The sequence below is a fragment of the Arthrobacter citreus genome (genome assembly GCF_038405225.1).
GTDB lineage: Bacteria > Actinomycetota > Actinomycetes > Actinomycetales > Micrococcaceae > Arthrobacter_B > Arthrobacter_B citreus_A.
This window is the reverse complement of the sequence record NZ_CP151657.1, coordinates 2,359,310-2,375,614: the sequence shown is the minus strand read 5'-3', so window position 1 is coordinate 2,375,614 and position 16,305 is coordinate 2,359,310. Positions and strand designations below refer to the sequence as shown.

At 65.8% G+C, this 16,305-nt stretch carries 15 protein-coding genes; 9 read left to right on the top strand and 6 right to left on the bottom strand.

Annotated elements, in window-relative coordinates:
• Positions 1-106: 106 nt before the first annotated feature.
• From mca to AAE021_RS10940, 3 genes are read left to right on the top strand one after another with little or no spacing between them, the layout of a single operon-like run.
• Complete coding sequence (gene mca / locus AAE021_RS10950) at positions 107-1,024, top strand: mycothiol conjugate amidase Mca (protein WP_342022367.1); 918 nt, start codon at positions 107-109, stop codon at positions 1,022-1,024.
• A 49-nt stretch (positions 1,025-1,073) separates the two neighbouring features.
• Entirely contained in the window at positions 1,074-1,427 is a 354-nt protein-coding gene (locus tag AAE021_RS10945; RefSeq protein ID WP_342022365.1) for a hypothetical protein, read from the top strand.
• A gap of 9 nt (positions 1,428-1,436) precedes the next feature.
• The gene (locus tag AAE021_RS10940; RefSeq protein WP_342022363.1) at positions 1,437-3,638 is read left to right on the top strand and encodes a thioredoxin domain-containing protein; all 2,202 of its coding nucleotides are present in this window, start codon (positions 1,437-1,439) and stop codon (positions 3,636-3,638) included.
• A 17-nt stretch (positions 3,639-3,655) separates the two neighbouring features.
• Here AAE021_RS10940 and trhA read toward each other — a convergent pair whose 3' ends face one another.
• Positions 3,656-4,396, bottom strand: coding sequence for a PAQR family membrane homeostasis protein TrhA (gene trhA, locus AAE021_RS10935; RefSeq protein ID WP_342022362.1), 741 nt, complete (start codon positions 4,394-4,396; stop codon positions 3,656-3,658).
• Positions 4,397-4,660: 264 nt separating this feature from the next.
• Between trhA and AAE021_RS10930 the strand changes: the two genes are divergently transcribed.
• The 5 genes from AAE021_RS10930 (at position 4,661) to AAE021_RS10910 (ending at position 9,583) form a co-directional block, all read left to right on the top strand.
• Positions 4,661-5,422, top strand: coding sequence for an isoprenyl transferase (locus AAE021_RS10930; RefSeq protein WP_342022361.1), 762 nt, complete (start codon positions 4,661-4,663; stop codon positions 5,420-5,422).
• 360 nt (positions 5,423-5,782) lie between these two features.
• Positions 5,783-7,060 (top strand): PhoH family protein, encoded by a 1,278-nt coding sequence (locus AAE021_RS10925; protein ID WP_425362478.1) that lies wholly within the window; start codon positions 5,783-5,785, stop codon positions 7,058-7,060.
• A gap of 114 nt (positions 7,061-7,174) precedes the next feature.
• The gene (locus AAE021_RS10920; RefSeq protein WP_342022359.1) at positions 7,175-8,515 is read left to right on the top strand and encodes a sugar ABC transporter substrate-binding protein; all 1,341 of its coding nucleotides are present in this window, start codon (positions 7,175-7,177) and stop codon (positions 8,513-8,515) included.
• An 80-nt stretch (positions 8,516-8,595) separates the two neighbouring features.
• Complete coding sequence (locus AAE021_RS10915; RefSeq protein ID WP_342025386.1) at positions 8,596-9,108, top strand: A24 family peptidase; 513 nt, start codon at positions 8,596-8,598, stop codon at positions 9,106-9,108.
• A 4-nt stretch (positions 9,109-9,112) separates the two neighbouring features.
• Positions 9,113-9,583 (top strand): NUDIX domain-containing protein, encoded by a 471-nt coding sequence (locus tag AAE021_RS10910; RefSeq protein WP_342022358.1) that lies wholly within the window; start codon positions 9,113-9,115, stop codon positions 9,581-9,583.
• Between the two features lie 62 nt (positions 9,584-9,645).
• Here AAE021_RS10910 and AAE021_RS10905 read toward each other — a convergent pair whose 3' ends face one another.
• The 5 genes from AAE021_RS10905 to AAE021_RS10885 all read right to left on the bottom strand — a co-directional run bounded on the left by AAE021_RS10905 (position 9,646) and on the right by AAE021_RS10885 (position 15,029).
• A complete protein-coding gene (locus AAE021_RS10905) occupies positions 9,646-11,394 on the bottom strand; it encodes an MDR family MFS transporter (protein ID WP_342022357.1) in 1,749 nt (582 codons plus the stop codon).
• Entirely contained in the window at positions 11,391-12,092 is a 702-nt protein-coding gene (locus AAE021_RS10900) for a TetR/AcrR family transcriptional regulator (protein WP_342022356.1), read from the bottom strand. The genes AAE021_RS10905 and AAE021_RS10900 overlap by 4 nt, the downstream gene beginning before the upstream one ends.
• Before the next feature lie 109 nt (positions 12,093-12,201).
• Complete coding sequence (locus AAE021_RS10895) at positions 12,202-13,623, bottom strand: class II fumarate hydratase (protein ID WP_342022355.1); 1,422 nt, start codon at positions 13,621-13,623, stop codon at positions 12,202-12,204.
• Between the two features lie 100 nt (positions 13,624-13,723).
• On the bottom strand, positions 13,724-14,380 hold the full coding sequence (locus AAE021_RS10890; protein ID WP_342022354.1) for a carbonic anhydrase: 657 nt from the start codon (positions 14,378-14,380) through the stop codon (positions 13,724-13,726).
• Positions 14,381-14,435: 55 nt separating this feature from the next.
• The gene (locus tag AAE021_RS10885; RefSeq protein WP_342022353.1) at positions 14,436-15,029 is read right to left on the bottom strand and encodes a DUF4245 domain-containing protein; all 594 of its coding nucleotides are present in this window, start codon (positions 15,027-15,029) and stop codon (positions 14,436-14,438) included.
• A gap of 163 nt (positions 15,030-15,192) precedes the next feature.
• Between AAE021_RS10885 and glpX the strand changes: the two genes are divergently transcribed.
• Entirely contained in the window at positions 15,193-16,233 is a 1,041-nt protein-coding gene (glpX, locus tag AAE021_RS10880) for a class II fructose-bisphosphatase (RefSeq protein ID WP_342022352.1), read from the top strand.
• The last annotated feature ends 72 nt before the right edge of the window (positions 16,234-16,305 follow it).

Below are 16,305 nucleotides of genomic sequence, written 5' to 3'. Positions count from 1 at the left end.
GCGTCTGCTCGGGGGCTGGCTGCTTGACAGGACCTTCCTCAGTGCTCACTTCTTTATTTTATCCGAGTTTGTCCGTCCACAATCCGCCGACCCTCAGGAGTTGCTCGTGTCGACCGCGTCAAATGATATTTCCAGCCGTCAGGCACCGCTGCGGCTGCTGGCCGTGCACGCACACCCCGACGATGAGGCCAGCAAGGGTGCGGCCATGATGGCGTACTACGCGGCGCAGGGCGTGGACGTGATGGTGGCGACCTGCACCGGAGGAGAGCGCGGCAGTGTGCTGAACCCCTCCATGGAATCCAGTGCCGCCGCGAAGCGGGACCTCGCCGGACTGCGCCGCCACGAAATGGCCAACGCCCGGCGCGAACTGGGCGTGCAGCACCGCTGGCTGGGCTTTATGGACTCGGGGCTGCCGGAGGGCGATCCGCTTCCTGACCTGCCGTTTGGCTGCTTTGCCCTGGAACCGCTGGAGCACGCCGCAGCGCCCCTGGTGAAGCTGGTGCGCGAGTTCCGTCCGCACGTGATCATCAGCTATGACGAAAACGGTGGCTACCCGCACCCGGACCACATCATGGCTCACAAGGTGGCGGTGGAGGCCTTCTCGGCCGCCGGCGACCCGGACCGGTACCCGGGGACCGGCGAAGCATGGGAGCCGATGAAGCTCTACTATGACCGCGCGTTCAACCCCGAGCGGTTCCAGGCGCTGCACCATGCACTGGTGGAGGCAGGCGTGGACTCGCCCTACGCCGAGCGCATCGCCGCGTGGCAGGAGGCCGACACCGAGGGCCACCAGCCGCCGGCACCGACCCATCCCACCACCACGCAGATCCACTGCGGAGACTTCTTCGAGACCCGGGACCGCGCCCTGAAAAGCCACCGGACCCAGGTTGACCCTGACGGGTTCTTTTTCGCTGTTGATGCTCCGACGCAGCGGAAAGTCTGGCCGTGGGAAGACTATTCGCTGATCCTGACCAAAGTGGAGACGGAACTGCCGGAAACCGACCTGTTTGCTGGCATACGATAGAGGGTAGGGACGGCCTCAAGCCGCCTGCTTCCAAGAGAGAGAAAACTCAGTGAACTTCGTGTACAGCCTGCCCCAGCTCGTGAACCCCGGTGGAACCGAAGACGGCGAGCTGAAGTCCGGTTTGAGCATTGCCGACGTGACCCCCGGCCTGCTGGGTTTCCTGGCGACCCTCTTCCTGGTGCTGGTGGTAATTTTCCTGATCCGCGACATGGTCAAGCGCATCCGGCGCGTGCGTTACCGGGAGCAGGCCATGACCGGAGTGGGAACCGATGTTTTCATTCCCGCCACCGAGGACATTCAGGCCGGTTCCTCCGCTTCGGCCGGCACCGCTCCGGCCGGGGACCAGGCGCCGGCAGCCGGCAACGACGGCGGGCGGCGGCCCGGTTCCGCCGAACGCGGCTAGGAGACGGATATGGCCGGCAGGCTGCGCGGTGAGGCCTCGGCTTATCTGCGCCAGCATGCCGGCAACCCGGTGGACTGGTGGCCTTTTGGGGATGCGGCCTTTGACGAGGCGCGGCGGCGAAACGTGCCGGTATTCATTTCCGTGGGGTACGCAGCGTGCCACTGGTGCCATGTCATGGCGCATGAATCCTTCGAGGATCAAGCCACCGCCGAATACCTGAACGGGAACTTCGTTTCCATCAAGGTCGACCGCGAGGAACGCCCCGACGTTGATGCCGTCTACATGGCGGCCACCCAGGCCATGACCGGCCAGGGCGGGTGGCCGATGAGCGTGTTCACCCTGCCCGACGGCCGGACGTTCTACGCCGGCACCTACTTTCCGCCGCGGCCAGTCCAGGGGATGCCCTCATTCCGGGACGTCCTCGAAGCTGTCTCCGCTGCATGGCGGGACCGTCCGGAGGAAGTTGAACAGAGTGCTGCGCAGCTTGCCGCCCATTTGGCGTCGGGGCAGCAGGGAAACCGCCGGCTGCTGGGTCCGGTCCGCGCACTCGGCGTCGGCATCCCCGCGAATCCGGCTGCCGACGGCGCCGAAGCGGCGGACGGGCACGCGCGGACCCTGTCCTCGGCGGTTGAGGCCCTCGGCGGCCTTGAGGATCAGCAGTTCGGCGGATTTGGCGGCGCCCCCAAATTTCCGCCATCCACCGTGCTGCGGTTCCTGCTGGCCCACGCGGCCGGCGGAGCATCCACGGCAGACGACGCCGCATCGCTGGCTGACCGCACCCTGGGCGCCATGGCGCGGAGCGCCCTGTACGACCAGCTGGAGGGCGGCTTCGCCAGATACACCGTGGACCGCCGCTGGGCCGTCCCGCATTTCGAGAAGATGCTCTACGACAACGTGCAGCTGCTGGCGTTGTATGCCCAGTGGGCCCGGAGCGCGCTGGATCCGGAAGACCGCCGGCTCGCCCTGCGCGTCACCCATGAGACGGCGGACTGGATGATCAACCGGCTGCAGGTCGATGGCGGCGGTTTTGCCTCATCCCTGGACGCTGACACCGTCATGGACGGACACCGGGTGGAAGGCGGCACCTACGTCTGGACCGAGGGGGAGCTGGCGGAGGTACTGGGGTCCGAAACTGCCGACGCCGTGGCCGGCCTGCTGGATCTGGATGCCGGAAATATGGCCGCCCACGGCGGAAAGCCGGGCCCCGACGGGAACATCGGCAGCACGCTGCACTTTGGCCGCCGCCTGAGCCCGGACGAGGAGGAGCTGTGGCTGCGCTCCCGGCCCGCACTGCTGGCCGCCCGGAACCGGCGTCCGCAGCCGGAACGCGATGACAAGGTGGTGGCCGGCTGGAACGGACTGGCCGTGGCAGCGCTGGCCCGCGCCGCCGTCGTGCTGGCCGATGCGGGCGAGACAACGGCGGCGGAACGGGTGCGGCGGGCAGCCGTGGACGCCGCCGCCTATCTGCTGCGGGTGCACCGGGCTGGGCCAACGCTGCTGCGCGTCTCCCACGGCGGGCGCGGGCAGGGCATCGAGGGCCTGCTGGAGGACTATGCCGCCGCGGCGGAAGGATTGTTTGCCCTTTATGCCGCCACCGGCGACGAGCAGTGGTACACCGCGGCCGAGTCACTGGTGCTGCAGGCCGGAGACCGCTTCCTGACGGGGGATGTCCTGCTGGACACCGCCATCCGCCCGAACCAGCTCGCCAACGCCCAGGGCGCGCAGGCCGCCGCTGATCCCCTGGACGGGCCCACACCCAGCGGCGCCGCGCTCTTTGCCGGCGTCCTACTGACGTATGCGGCGTATTCAGGGTCCCTGCGCCACCGCGCCCTGGCGGAATCGCTGCTTGCCCACGTGGCGGTGGTGGCACCGCGTGCGCCGCAGGCCGCAGGCTGGTCCATGTCGGTGCTGCAGTTCATGCTGGACGGACCGCGGGAACTCGCTGTCACGGGCACTGACGCCGCCGCGGTGGAGGAACTGCTCCGTGCGGCGCGCGACGCCGGCGGGCCGGGCCTGGTGGTCGCATCGCAGGTGGCGGCAAACGGCACCGGGGACGCGCAGTCCGGGGCGTCCGGCCGGACCCGTGTTCCGCTGCTGGAAGGCCGCGGCCCCGGCACCGAACCTGCGGTGGCCTATTTATGCCGGGGCATGGTGTGCCGCCGGCCGGTCAGCACGCCGGCGGAACTGACCGAGCTGCTCAGGGAGGGCTGACGGTCCTGGGAACGGCCCTAGGACGCGCCGACCGAAAGCACAGCCATCAGGATGGCAACGTAATGGCATGCGAAGCCGGCCAGCGTGAAGGCATGGAAAATTTCGTGGAAGCCGAACCAGTCCAGGGACGGGTTCGGCTTTTTCATCGCGTAACAGACGGCCCCGGTGATATACATGGCGCCGCCAACGCAGACCAGTACTGCCGCCGTCGCGTTGATGGCGAAAAAATCCGGAATGTAGATCAGTGCGGCAAGCCCCAGGGCAATGTAGACGGGCGTGTAAAGCCAGCGCGGCGCATGCAGCCACAGCAGGCGGAACAGGACTCCGGCAACCGCGCCGCCCCAGATGAACCACAGCAGGACCTTGGCTTTTTCCGGCGGAAGCAGGGACCAGGCCAGCGGCGTGTAGGAGCCGGCGATCACCAGCATGATGTTGGTGTGATCCAGGCGTTTGAGGATGGTTTTGACCTTGGGCGACCAGTTGCCCCGGTGGTAGACCGCCGATACTCCGAACAGCAGCACGCCGGTGGCAGCGTAGATCGCCGACGCAATCCGGGTGCCGGTGGTGGGGGCCAGGACAACCAGGACAATCCCGGCGGCCAGCGCAAACGGTGTGGCACCGGCGTGCAGCCAACCCCGCAGTTTCGGTTTGATATCCAGGATGTCGGCTACCTGCTCGACGGCGGATTCCACGGGGCCGGGAGTGCTGCGGGAGCTGGGATCCCGCTCGGGCGGAGCGGACGACGATGAAGATGTCATAGACAAAAGCCTAACCTACGAGTCGGTAAGTTACTGCTCGGTAACTATAGGTTGCGTCACTCATTCCAGGGGTTCCCGAGGCCCACATCACTTCCCCATGCAGGGGAAAGTGACGCACGTCCAACTGGGCGCTCAAGGTTTGTCGCACCGCGCCGACCGGCCGGAAGTGCGCCCGGCTTTTTGGGAATACACTTTTTAGTGCGCCTCCCACCACCGCGGAGACGTTTTCTCCCAGCACAGAGGACAAGGCAGGTGCGGCTCCGCATGAGGTTTCCGGGCGTTGTGTATGCCTACTACGAGCGCAAGCTGCGCCGCAGCCTGGCCCGCGACCGCATCCCCGGGCACATCGGCGTCATGGTGGACGGCAACCGCCGCTGGGCAAAACTTGCCGGCGCGCCAACCAGTGACGGGCATCAGGCCGGCGCGGACAAGATCCTCGAATTCCTGGGCTGGTGCCAGGAACTGGGCGTGCGGCGGGTCACGCTGTACATGCTGTCGACGGATAACCTGAACCGCGATGCGGACGAGCTTGATCCGCTGCTGGACATCATCGGCAACACCTTGGACCGTCTGGGGGAGAAGGGGAACCTGCGGGTCAACGCCGTTGGCGCCCTGGATATCCTGCCGGCAGACCTGGCCGAAAAGCTCAAAAACCTCGGAGACACCACCAAGGATGCCAGCGGCCTGCACGTGAATGTGGCGATCGGCTACGGTGGGCGGCGGGAAATCGTCGACGCCGTCAAGGAACTCCTGAACGACGCTGCCGCCCACGGCAAGACCATAGACGAGATCACCGAAGATTTGTGCGACACGCAGATCTCGGAGTATCTGTACACCCGCGGACAACCGGATCCGGAGCTGGTGATCAGGACCTCCGGGGAGCAGCGGCTGTCCGGCTTCCTGATGTGGCAAAGCGCGTACAGCGAGTTCTATTTCTGCGAAGCGCTGTGGCCCGACTTCCGCCGCGTGGATTTCCTGCGCGCCCTCCGGGACTACGCCAGCCGGCAGCGCCGCTTCGGCTCCTGAGCCATCGCCTGAACCGCAGACAATCCGCCTGAACCGCAGGCAACCGCCTGAACCGCAGGCGAACTCGCAGTGAACGCAAAAAAACCCGCCCGTGTCATGCTGCGGCACGGGGCCGCCCCGGCGTACCTTGGTGCTATTGATCAGCGACCCGCTGACGGAACCGGAGGCCGGATGTGCACAGATTCAGTGCAGGAAGGCTCGTTTCCCGCTTTCCCCGGTCTGTGGACCTCCCCGACCAGCTAACCGGGGCACCGCCCCTGACTGGAGTTTCCCGTGGCCCTACCTTCATCCCCGCGAACCTCTGCCCACACCGGTGCGGCCGCCGAAGCGCCGGGCTCTGACAGCAGCCCCGAGGCCTACGTGCTGGACACTTCAGTCCTGCTCTCGGATCCCAAAGCGATTCTGCGGTTTGCCGAACACGAAGTGATCGTCCCGCTGGTGGTCATTACCGAACTCGAGAAAAAACGGCACGATCCGGAACTGGGCTACTTTGCCCGGGCCGCCCTGCGTCTGCTTGATGACCTGCGGATTGAACACGGCGGGCTGAGCGCACCCATTCCGCTGGGCGACTCCGGCGGCACCCTGCGCGTGGAACTGAACCACATATCGGTGGACGTCCTTCCGGCGGGTATCCGCGGAACCGACAATGACAGCCGGATCCTTGCCGTGGCCCGGAGCCTGGCCGACGAGGGGCGGAACATCACCCTTGTCTCCAAGGACCTGCCGATGCGGGTCAAGGCATCGGCGGTGGGGCTGAAGGCCGACGAATACCGCAGCGACCTTGTCCGCGACAGCGGCTGGACCGGCGTCGTCGAACTGGATGTGGCTGAAGCCGACGTCGACGCGCTGTACGAGCACCGCCCGGTGTTCATCCCCTCGGCCGCGGAGCAGCCGGTGAACACCGGCGTCGTCCTGCTCTCCAGCCGCGGATCGGCGCTCGGCCGGGTGGGGACGGACAAACAGGTGCGCCTGGTGCGCGGGGACCGCGACGTGTTTGGCCTGCATGGACGCTCCGCCGAGCAGCGGCTGGCCATCGACCTGCTCATGGATGCCGATGTCGGCATTGTGTCGCTGGGCGGACGGGCGGGTACGGGAAAATCCGCGCTGGCGCTCTGCGCGGGGCTCGAGGCGGTGCTGGAGCGCCGGGAGCACCGCAAGGTGGTGGTCTTTCGCCCGCTCTACGCCGTGGGCGGCCAGGAGCTTGGATACCTGCCCGGAACCGAGGCGGAAAAGATGGGCCCGTGGGGCCAGGCTGTCTTTGACACGCTTGAAGCACTCGTGTCCAAGGAGGTGCTGGAGGAGGTCCTGGACCGCGGCATGTTGGAGGTCCTGCCGCTGACACACATCCGGGGCCGGTCCCTGCATGATTCGTTCGTGATCGTGGATGAGGCGCAGTCCCTGGAAAAGAATGTGCTGCTGACGGTGCTGTCCCGGATCGGCCAGAACTCGCGGGTGGTCCTCACCCACGACGTCGCGCAGCGCGACAACCTGCGTGTGGGGCGCCACGACGGCGTGGCGGCCGTGGTGGAGACGCTGAAGGGACATCCGCTGTTTGGACACATCACGCTGACCCGCTCCGAGCGCTCGCCCATTGCGGCTCTGGTGACCGAGCTGCTGGAGGATGGACAGATCGGCTGAGGACCGGCTGAGAACCGGCTGGGCGGTGTCGTATCCGGAAATATGTTGACACGACCAACAATTGCAGGTGATGCTTTGTGCACCCGTAATGAGACGTTTCAATGAGGAGATGCCGTGACCCGTTTTGAGAGATCCAGTTCTTCCCGTTCCGCCCGCCGCAAACCGCTGCGCTTTGCGGTGGCAGCAGCGGCAGCAGCCCTGCTGGCAGCGACAGCCTCCGGATGCGGCTCATCCGAAACAGGCTCCGACGCCGCCGACGGACCGGTGGAGCTGCGCTTTTCCTGGTGGGGTAATTCCGACCGGGCGGAAATTACCCAGCAGGCGATCGACAAATTCGAGGAAGCGAATCCCAACATCACGGTGAAGCCGGAGTTTGCGGACTTCAACGGCTACTTTGACCGGCTGGCAACTACGGTGGCCGGCGGAGATGCTCCCGACGTCATCACGCTTGGCGGTGCCTACCCGCGCGAATACGGCGACCGCGGTGCGCTGCTGGACCTGAGCGAGGTTAGCGGGGACTTGGACCTCAGCAAGCTGCCGGAATCAGCCCTGGACAACGGTAACTTCAGTGATGTCCAGTACGGCGTGCCCACCGGCAACAACACCTACGCCCTGCTGATCAACCCGCGCGTGTTCGAAGAGGCAGGGGTTCCGCTGCCGGACGAGGATACCTGGACCTGGGAGGACTTCGCCGAAACCGCGGAGGCCATTTCAGCCAACTCTCCGGACGGCGTCTACGGAACGGCGGATCCAACCTCGATGGAGGCCCTGGACCTCTACGCCTGGCAGCACGGGGAATCCGTCTACTCCGAGGACGGCGGCATGAACATAGAACCGGAAACCCTGGCCGACTGGTGGGAAATGACCGCCGGTCTCCGGGAATCCGGAGCAGCACCTGAGGCCGCCCTCACCTCTGAGCTGGATGGGCAGGCGGGTCCGGAGCAGAGCCTGATGGGGCGCGGACTGTCGGCCATGGAATTCGCCTGGAGCAACCAGTACGCCGCCTACCAGAGCGCGTCGGGGGATCCGCTGCAGCTGATCCGACCGCCGGGTGAGTCTCACAAGCAGCCCGGCGTGTGGCTGCAGGCCTCCCAGATCTACTCCATCTACTCCAAGTCCGAGCACCCCAAGGAAGCCGCGGCGCTCATCGACTTCCTGATCAACGACCCCGAGGCCGCCAAAGTCATCGGAACGGACCGTGGCATACCGTCCAACCCCGACGTGCTGGAAGCCATCCAGCCCACCCTCACGGAGCAGCAGCAGGTCGAGAGCCAATTTGTGGGACGGATGGGCGAGTACGCCAACCGGCCCCTGATTATCGGCCCCGTCGGATCCACCAACACGCTCCAGATCCTGGAGCGGGTAAATTCCGGGGTCCTCTTCGAGCAGATTACTCCTGAGCAGGCAGGGGAACAGTTCATCCAGGAGGTTTCAGCAGCCATCGGCGTGGGCTAGGCAGCCCACAGGCGGCGCGGGTTCTCCACAGGCGGTGTTGAAGGCGGGAGCCCGCGGCGGCTATGGCGTACGGTGTTCCCATGGTGGGGATCCTGGGGGAGTACCGGCTGCTGGGCGGGCCGGCCTTCTGGGTGCTGTCCGCGGCCGCTGCGTACTTCCTGGTGCTGGCAGTGCGGCTCACGGTGGTGGACGCGGCGACGCACCGGCTGCCGAACCGGATCGTGCTGCCGGCCTATCCGGTTTCAGCGGTGCTTTTGGGCGCATCAGCCCTTGCCGCGGGTGATCCCGCACGGATCACGGCCATGGCGCTGTCCTGCGTGGTGCTGTGGAGTGCCTACTTCCTGCTGCGCTTTGGCAACCCTTCCGGCCTGGGATTTGGCGACGTCAAACTGGCCGGCGTGCTGGGACTGTATCTCGGTTTTACCGGCTGGCCCTATGTTCTTGCCGGGACGTTTGCCGCGTTCCTGCTGGGCGGATCATGGGGACTGTGGCTGATTCTGTCGCGGCGCGGCACCGGCAAAACGGCCATCGCCTTCGGCCCCTTCATGCTCGGCGGCGCCGCCCTGGCGATGGCACTACCTGGCCTACAGTAGAAGCATGCCCACCCCCGATTTTGTCCTGTCCCTGCGCGAAAAGATCGGCCACGAACTGCTGTGGCTCCCGGGCATCACCGGTGTTGTCCTTAATGAGGATGACCAGGTGCTGCTGGTGCGCCGCACCGACAACGGCCGGTGGACCCTGATCACGGGGATGCTGGACCCGGGGGAGGAGCCTGCGGCCGGAACCCTGCGGGAGATCGAGGAGGAGACGGGCATCACGGCCGAAATCGAGCACCTGATCCATGTCGGTTCGCACGGTCCCATCACGTTTCCCAACGGGGATCAGTGCAGCTTCCTCAATGTGGGCTTCCGCTGCCGGTACCTGGGCGGCCAGGCGCGTGTCAACGACGACGAGTCCACCGACGTCGGCTGGTTTTCCCTGGACCGGCTTCCGCCGCTCAGCGAACGGCACACGCTGCTGCTGAAGCTCGCGCTGGAAGCCGACGGCGTCCCTCACTTCGAACGCTGAACGCACCAGGCCCCGTCCTCCGGAAGGAAGACGGGGCCTGATGCCTTTGTTAGGACAGACGCTTAGCTGCCGTCGGTGCCGCGCGGCGTCGACGTGCTGCCTGCGTCCCCGGACGCCGCCGCTGTGTCGGTGTCTGTGATGGTGTCGGTGTCAGTGCCTGTCGTTGCGGCGCCCGTGGCTGCCGTGCCGGCTGCCGCGGAACCCTTGCCGGCCGCCAACCGCTCGGCCTCCAGCCGGTCGGCGTCGGGACCGCCCACGGCTTCACCGCGGGCGACCATGCCGGCCACGTCCGAGAGCGGGATCTGCTTCAGGAACAGGGCCAGCACCAGGGCAATGACGAGGAACGGAATCAGGTACCAGAACACCGGCGCCAGCGAATCGGCGTAGGCCGTGACAATTCCGTCACGCACGGGCTCGGGCAGCGAATCCATCACGGACGGCTGGATGGTGGCAGTGGCTTCACCCGCTGCGGAGGGGTCGAAGCCTGCCTTGGTGAAGACATCCATCAGGTTCTCGGACAGCCGGGAAGTGAACATGGCGCCAAAGATGGCCACGCCCAGGGCTGCGCCCACTTCGCGGAAGTAGTTGTTGGACGAGGTGGCCGTACCAATCTGGTCCACGGGCACGGAGTTCTGCACCACCAGGACCACCACCTGCATGATGTAGCCGAGACCGGCGCCGAAGACGAACAGCTGCGCGCAGATGACCCAAACCGGAGTGTCAGCGGAGAGCGAAGTCATCCACAGCATGGCGAGGATGACCAGCGATGCGCCGATGATCGGGTACTTCTTGTAGGTGCCGGTCTTCGTAATGGCCAGGCCGGAGTAAATCGAGGTGCCCATCATGCCCACCATCATCGGCAGCATCAGCAGGCCGGACACGGCGGCCGAAGTGCCGGTGGACATCTGCAGGAACGTCGGCACGAAGGCCAGCGCCGCAAACATGCCCATGCCCAGGGTGAAGCCAATGGCGGTGCTGTTGACGAAAATGGGGTTCTTGAACAGGCTCATTGGGATGATCGGGTCCGCCACCCGGTTCTCCACCATGACAAAGAGGACTGCGGACACCAGCATGCCGGCGCCGAAGAGCAGGGTCATCGGGTCGGTCCAGCCGTGGTCGTCACGGCCGCCGAAGTCGGTGAAGAAGATCAGGCAGGTGGTGGCGATGGACAGCAGTACGACGCCGCCGATGTCGATGCGCTTGGTGGCCTTCTTGCTGGGCAGGGTCAGGGTGAAGAAAGCGATGACGAACGCGATGATGCCGATCGGAATGTTGATGTAGAACGCCCACTGCCAGGTCATGTGGTCCACAAAGAACCCGCCCAGCAGCGGCCCGGCAACCGCGGACAGGCCGAAGATGCCGCCCAGCGGGCCAAGGTACTTGCCGCGCTGGTTGGCCGGCACGATGTCCGCGATGATGGCCTGCGAGAGGATCATCAGGCCGCCGCCGCCCAGGCCCTGGATGGCGCGGAAGATGACGAAGCCCCAGAAATCGGTGGCAAAGGCGCAGCCGACGGACGCTGCGGTGAACAAGGCAATGGCAAACAGGAACAGGTTCCGGCGGCCCAGCACGTCGCCAAACTTGCCGTAGATCGGCATCACGATCGTGGTGGCCAGCAGGTAGGCGGTGGTGATCCAGGTCTGGTGCTCGACACCGCCCAGCTCGCCCACGATGGTGGGCATGGCGGTGGACACGATGGTCTGGTCCAGGCTGGCGAGCAGCATGCCTGCGATCAGGGCGGAGAAAATGATCCAGATGCGTTTCTGGGTCAGCAGCAGCGGCTCGGAAGCACGCGCGGCGGTGGCTGTCATGGATTGTCCTTGGGAGAGGCGGGAGATGTGGAAGGGGTTTGGGTGGAAGGAACCGCGGAAGGGGGTTCGCCCGCAAGGGGATCCGCCGCGGCGAATAACTCCTGCATGGCGGTCACGGAGCCGGAAAGGATGGAACGGTAGGAACGGGTGTTGCCGGGCTCGAAAAAAGCCGGTCCGGCGCGTTCGCTAAGGCAGGCGAACACCGCGAGTGCGGCCCGGATCCTGGGATCATCGGTGGGGATGCCCTCACGGGCTGACAGGAGCGCGGCCATGGCCTTCTCGGCCTCGCCGGAACCGTGCATCACCTTCTGCAGCAGGCGCGGCTCAGCGGCCACGGCCTTCTTCAGCGCTGTCATCTCCCCGCGGGAGATGGCCATCCGGTCCATCAGCGCGACGGCGAAATCGACGAAGTCAGCCAGCAGCGACGGCGACAGGGACCCGGGGGCGGAAACCGCGCCGCCGGCAATAAACGCCTCAGCCAGGTCCGCGGGAATCTCATCCGCGGGGGAGCCGAGGATGGCATCCTCCTTGGCCGGGAAATAGTTGAAGAAGGTGCGCCGTGAAATGCCCACCTTCTCGCACAGTTCCTCGACCGTGAAACCGTTCACGCCCCGGGCTGCCGTCAGGGTGCGGGCTGCCGTAATGATGGCAACCTTCGTGGCGGTCCGTTTGCGCTCACGGAGACCGCAGGCTTCCATTGGTGCACTATTACTCACGCAGTGAATATTTACACCTTTAGCGTATGAGTGCAAATATTCACGCAAAAGGGCGCCCGGCCAATGGCCGGACGCCCCGAAGGGTGCTGGACTAGGCCTGCGGCGGCTTCGTCATGGACAGGACGTCAAGCGCCTTGTCCAGCTGCTCGGCGGTCAGTTCGCCGCGCTCGACGTAGCCGAGCTCCTCGACGGCCTGGCGGATGGTCTTGCCTTCCTTGACCGCGAACTTCGCGATCTTCGCGGCGTTCTCGTAACCGATGAACTTGTTCAGCGGAGTCACGATCGACGGGGACGCCTCGGCCAAGTAGCGGGAGCGCTCCACGTTGGCTTCGATGCCGTCGATCATCTTGTCCGCCATGATGACGGAGGAGTTGGCCAGCAGGCGGATGGATTCGAGCAGGTTCGACGCAATGACGGGGATACCGACATTGAGCTCGAAGTAGCCGAAGGTGCCGGCCCAGGCGATGGCGGCGTCGTTGCCCACCACCTGCGCGGCAACCTGCATCACGGCTTCGGAGATGACCGGGTTGACCTTGCCCGGCATGATCGAGGAGCCCGGCTGCAGGTCGGGGATGGCGATTTCGCCCAGACCCGTGTTGGGGCCCGAGCCCATCCAGCGCAGGTCGTTGGCGATCTTGGAGAAGGACACGGCAATGGTGCGCAGCATGCCGGAGACCTCGACGAGGGCGTCGCGGTTGGCCTGTGCCTCGAAGTGGTCGCGGGCTTCGGTCAGCGGCAGTCCGGTGTCTGCGGCCAGCAGCTCAATGACGCGCTGCGGGAAGCCGGCCGGGGTGTTGATGCCGGTGCCGACGGCGGTGCCACCGAGGGGGACTTCGGCCACGCGCGGCAGGGAGGCCTGCACGCGCTCGATGCCGTAGCGGACCTGCGCGGCGTAGCCGCCGAATTCCTGGCCCATGGTCACCGGAGTGGCGTCCATCAGGTGGGTGCGGCCGGACTTGACGACGTCCTTGAACTCCACGGCCTTGCGCTCCAGCGACAGTGCCAGATGGTCCAGGGCGGGGATCAGGTTGTTGATCAGGGCCGATGTTGCCGCCACGTGCACCGACGTCGGGAAGACGTCGTTGGAGGACTGCGAGGCGTTGACGTGGTCGTTCGGGTGAACGGTGGTGTCACTGCCGGCGTCCTTGAGCGCACGGGTGGCCAGTTCGGCCAGGACCTCGTTGGTGTTCATGTTCGAGGACGTGCCCGAACCGGTCTGGAAGACATCGATCGGGAACTGGTCATCCAGGGATCCGCCGGCCACCATGTCGGCGGCCTTCTCGATGGCCCGGGCGCGCTCGGCGTCGAGCACTCCCAACTCGGCGTTGGCAGTGGCAGCCGCCTTCTTGATCCGGGCCAGTGCCGCGATGTGCGCGCTGTCCAGCGGCTTGCCGGAGATCGGGAAGTTCTCGACGGCGCGCTGGGTCTGTGCGCGGTACAGGGCGTTCACCGGGACGCGGACCTCGCCCATGGTGTCATGTTCGATGCGGTATTCAGGAGTGTCAGAAGTCATGGTCCCAAGCCTAGTGTCCGCAGCGCCGGGGCAGAAACCGCGCCGTCACAGGGTGCCGGGCCGGGGACCGGAGCCGGCTGCGCCGCTGCCGGGGAAACCGCTAGCTGCGGGTGCGCTGAACGGCGGGGTGGACCAGGGCGCCGTAGCCGGAGACCAGGTCAGCTGCGCCTTCGGCCAGCCGGTAGGAAACGCCGATAACGGCGGTGCGGCCCTCCTCGACGGCGGCCGCAATGATCTGGGAGCTTTCCACCAGCTGCTCGGCGGTCTGCTTGGTGTGTTCCACCACCATGTCGTTGACCTCGGTGAACCCGTTGCGTTGGGCCGCCAGGACGGAAGGGGTAATGCGCTCCACCAGGTTGCGGATGTGACCGCCGGGCATCTCCCCGGTATCCACCGTGCGCTTGGCTGCGGTCACTGCGCCGCAGCTGTCATGGCCCAGGACCACGATCAGCGGAACGCCGAGGGTGGCGACGCTGTACTCCAGGGATCCGAGGACGGCGTCGTCGATCACCTGGCCGGCGGTCCGGATGACAAAGGCGTCGCCGAGGCCGAGATCGAAGATGATCTCGGCGGCCAGGCGGGAGTCGGAGCACCCGAAGATCACGGCGAACGGGTTCTGTTCGTGGATCAGGGAGCTGCGCCTGTTGGCGTCCTGATTTGGATGCGAGGACTTGCCGGCGACAAAGCGGGCGTTGCCTTCGCTAAGCGTCTGCCAGGCCTGGGCCGGGGTGATTACTGAAGCGGCTGGTTCATTCACGTTTCTTAGCCTAGACCCCGGATCACCCGGCCCGGAATTTTGTTGCCGGTCTTCGTTACTTGGCCGGCGCCGCGGTGAGGTCCCGGACCACGGCCTCGGCCAGCACATCGAACTCGGCCAGGTCCGCTTCTCCGGTCAGCACCACGGTGAGGCCGTCATGCTCCAGGACCATGCTGGCGTCACCGTCTGCGGAGTCGCGCAGCTCCCAGGTCTTGCCGCCGGCGGTGCGCTCACCGGCAACCATGGAATCTCCGGACACCTGGGCGATCCAGGTCGGATTGCCGGCGTTGGTTTCTGAAAGACGAATAAATTCAGTGTTGGGAGTGATGTATCCCACTTCCCAGAGGGGGACGCCGCTGCTGTTGTTGGCTTCCCAGCGGGCGTAGTTGGAGCTCCAGCCCTCCGGCAGCTTGGGCGCGAGCGGGGCGTAACCGGCGTCGCCGGCTGCCTGTACGGCAATCTGCTGCACGTTGACGTTCCGGGTGGAAGCCTTGGGGGCGGGGTTCAGGAGCACCGGAACCAGGACCAGCAGCAGCGTGATGCCGGTGGCGATCAGCATTCCGATCACGGTTGCGTTGGCGCGCTTGGCCTGCTTACCGGTCAGTACGGGGGTCACGGGCGTCTCTTGGTCCTGCTGGTGCTCACTCACCCTCCAATGATCCCCTATCCGGCCGTTCAAGTCCTAGTTGGGCCGCCCCGCCCGAAAGCGGAATAGGTTTTCATTGGTGGTGGCGCAGGCCACGGAGACTATGATCGAACAAGGACCCGCCGATTGTTATGTGACGAGCAACGGTTTAAAGAAACATTCGAAGATGAGGTTAGACGTGACCAAAGGCGCTCAGTACTCCACACTTTCCCCCGCCCTGGCAGTAGGCGACGACGAGCCGGACCGGAACTTGGCGCTTGAACTGGTCCGGGTGACCGAGGCGGCAGCCATTGCCGGCGGCCACTGGGTTGGGTTTGGCGATAAGAACGCGGCCGACGGCGCTGCCGTTGACGCCATGCGTTCCCTGATTTCCACCGTCCACTTCAACGGCGTCGTGGTCATTGGCGAAGGCGAAAAAGACGAAGCCCCCATGCTCTACAACGGCGAGCACGTCGGTGACGGCACCGGAGCACTCTGCGACGTCGCAGTGGACCCGATCGACGGCACCCGCCTGACCGCCCTGGGCATCAACAATGCACTGGCCGTCCTGGCAGTTGCCGAACGCGGCACCATGTTCGATCCGTCCGCCGTGTTCTACATGGAAAAGCTGATTACCGGACCCGATGCCGCCGACATGGTGGACCTGCGCCTGCCGGTCAAGCAGAACCTGCACCTGATCGCCAAGGCCAAGGGCAAGAAAATCAACCAGCTCAACGTCATGATCCTGGACCGGGACCGGCACAAGCCGCTGGTGCAGGAAATCCGCGACGCCGGTGCCCGCACCCGGATGCTGATGGACGGCGACGTTGCCGGCGGCATCGCGGCGGCCCGCGAAGGAACCGACGTTGACGCCCTGATGGGCATCGGCGGCACTCCCGAAGGCATCATCACCGCCTGCGCCATCAAGACCCTCGGCGGAGTCATCCAGGGTCGGCTGTGGCCCACCTCCGATGAGGAAAAGCAGAAGGCGATTGACGCCGGCCACGACCTGGACCGCGTCATGACCACTAATGATCTGGTGACCAGCGACAACTGCTACTTTGCCGCCACCGGCATCACCGACGGCGACCTGGTCCGCGGTGTGCGCTACAAGAAGGACCGCGTGCTGACGCAGTCCATCGTGATGCGCTCGAAGTCCGGGACCATCCGCGTGGTCGACGGCGAGCACCAGTCGCACAAGTGGGAGTCCTACGCCCGCCTGAAGTAGCCTGCTGCGCCTGGTCAAGCGGCTGCACCTGATCAACAGGCACCGCCTGGTCAGGCAGCACAGCAATCAGCA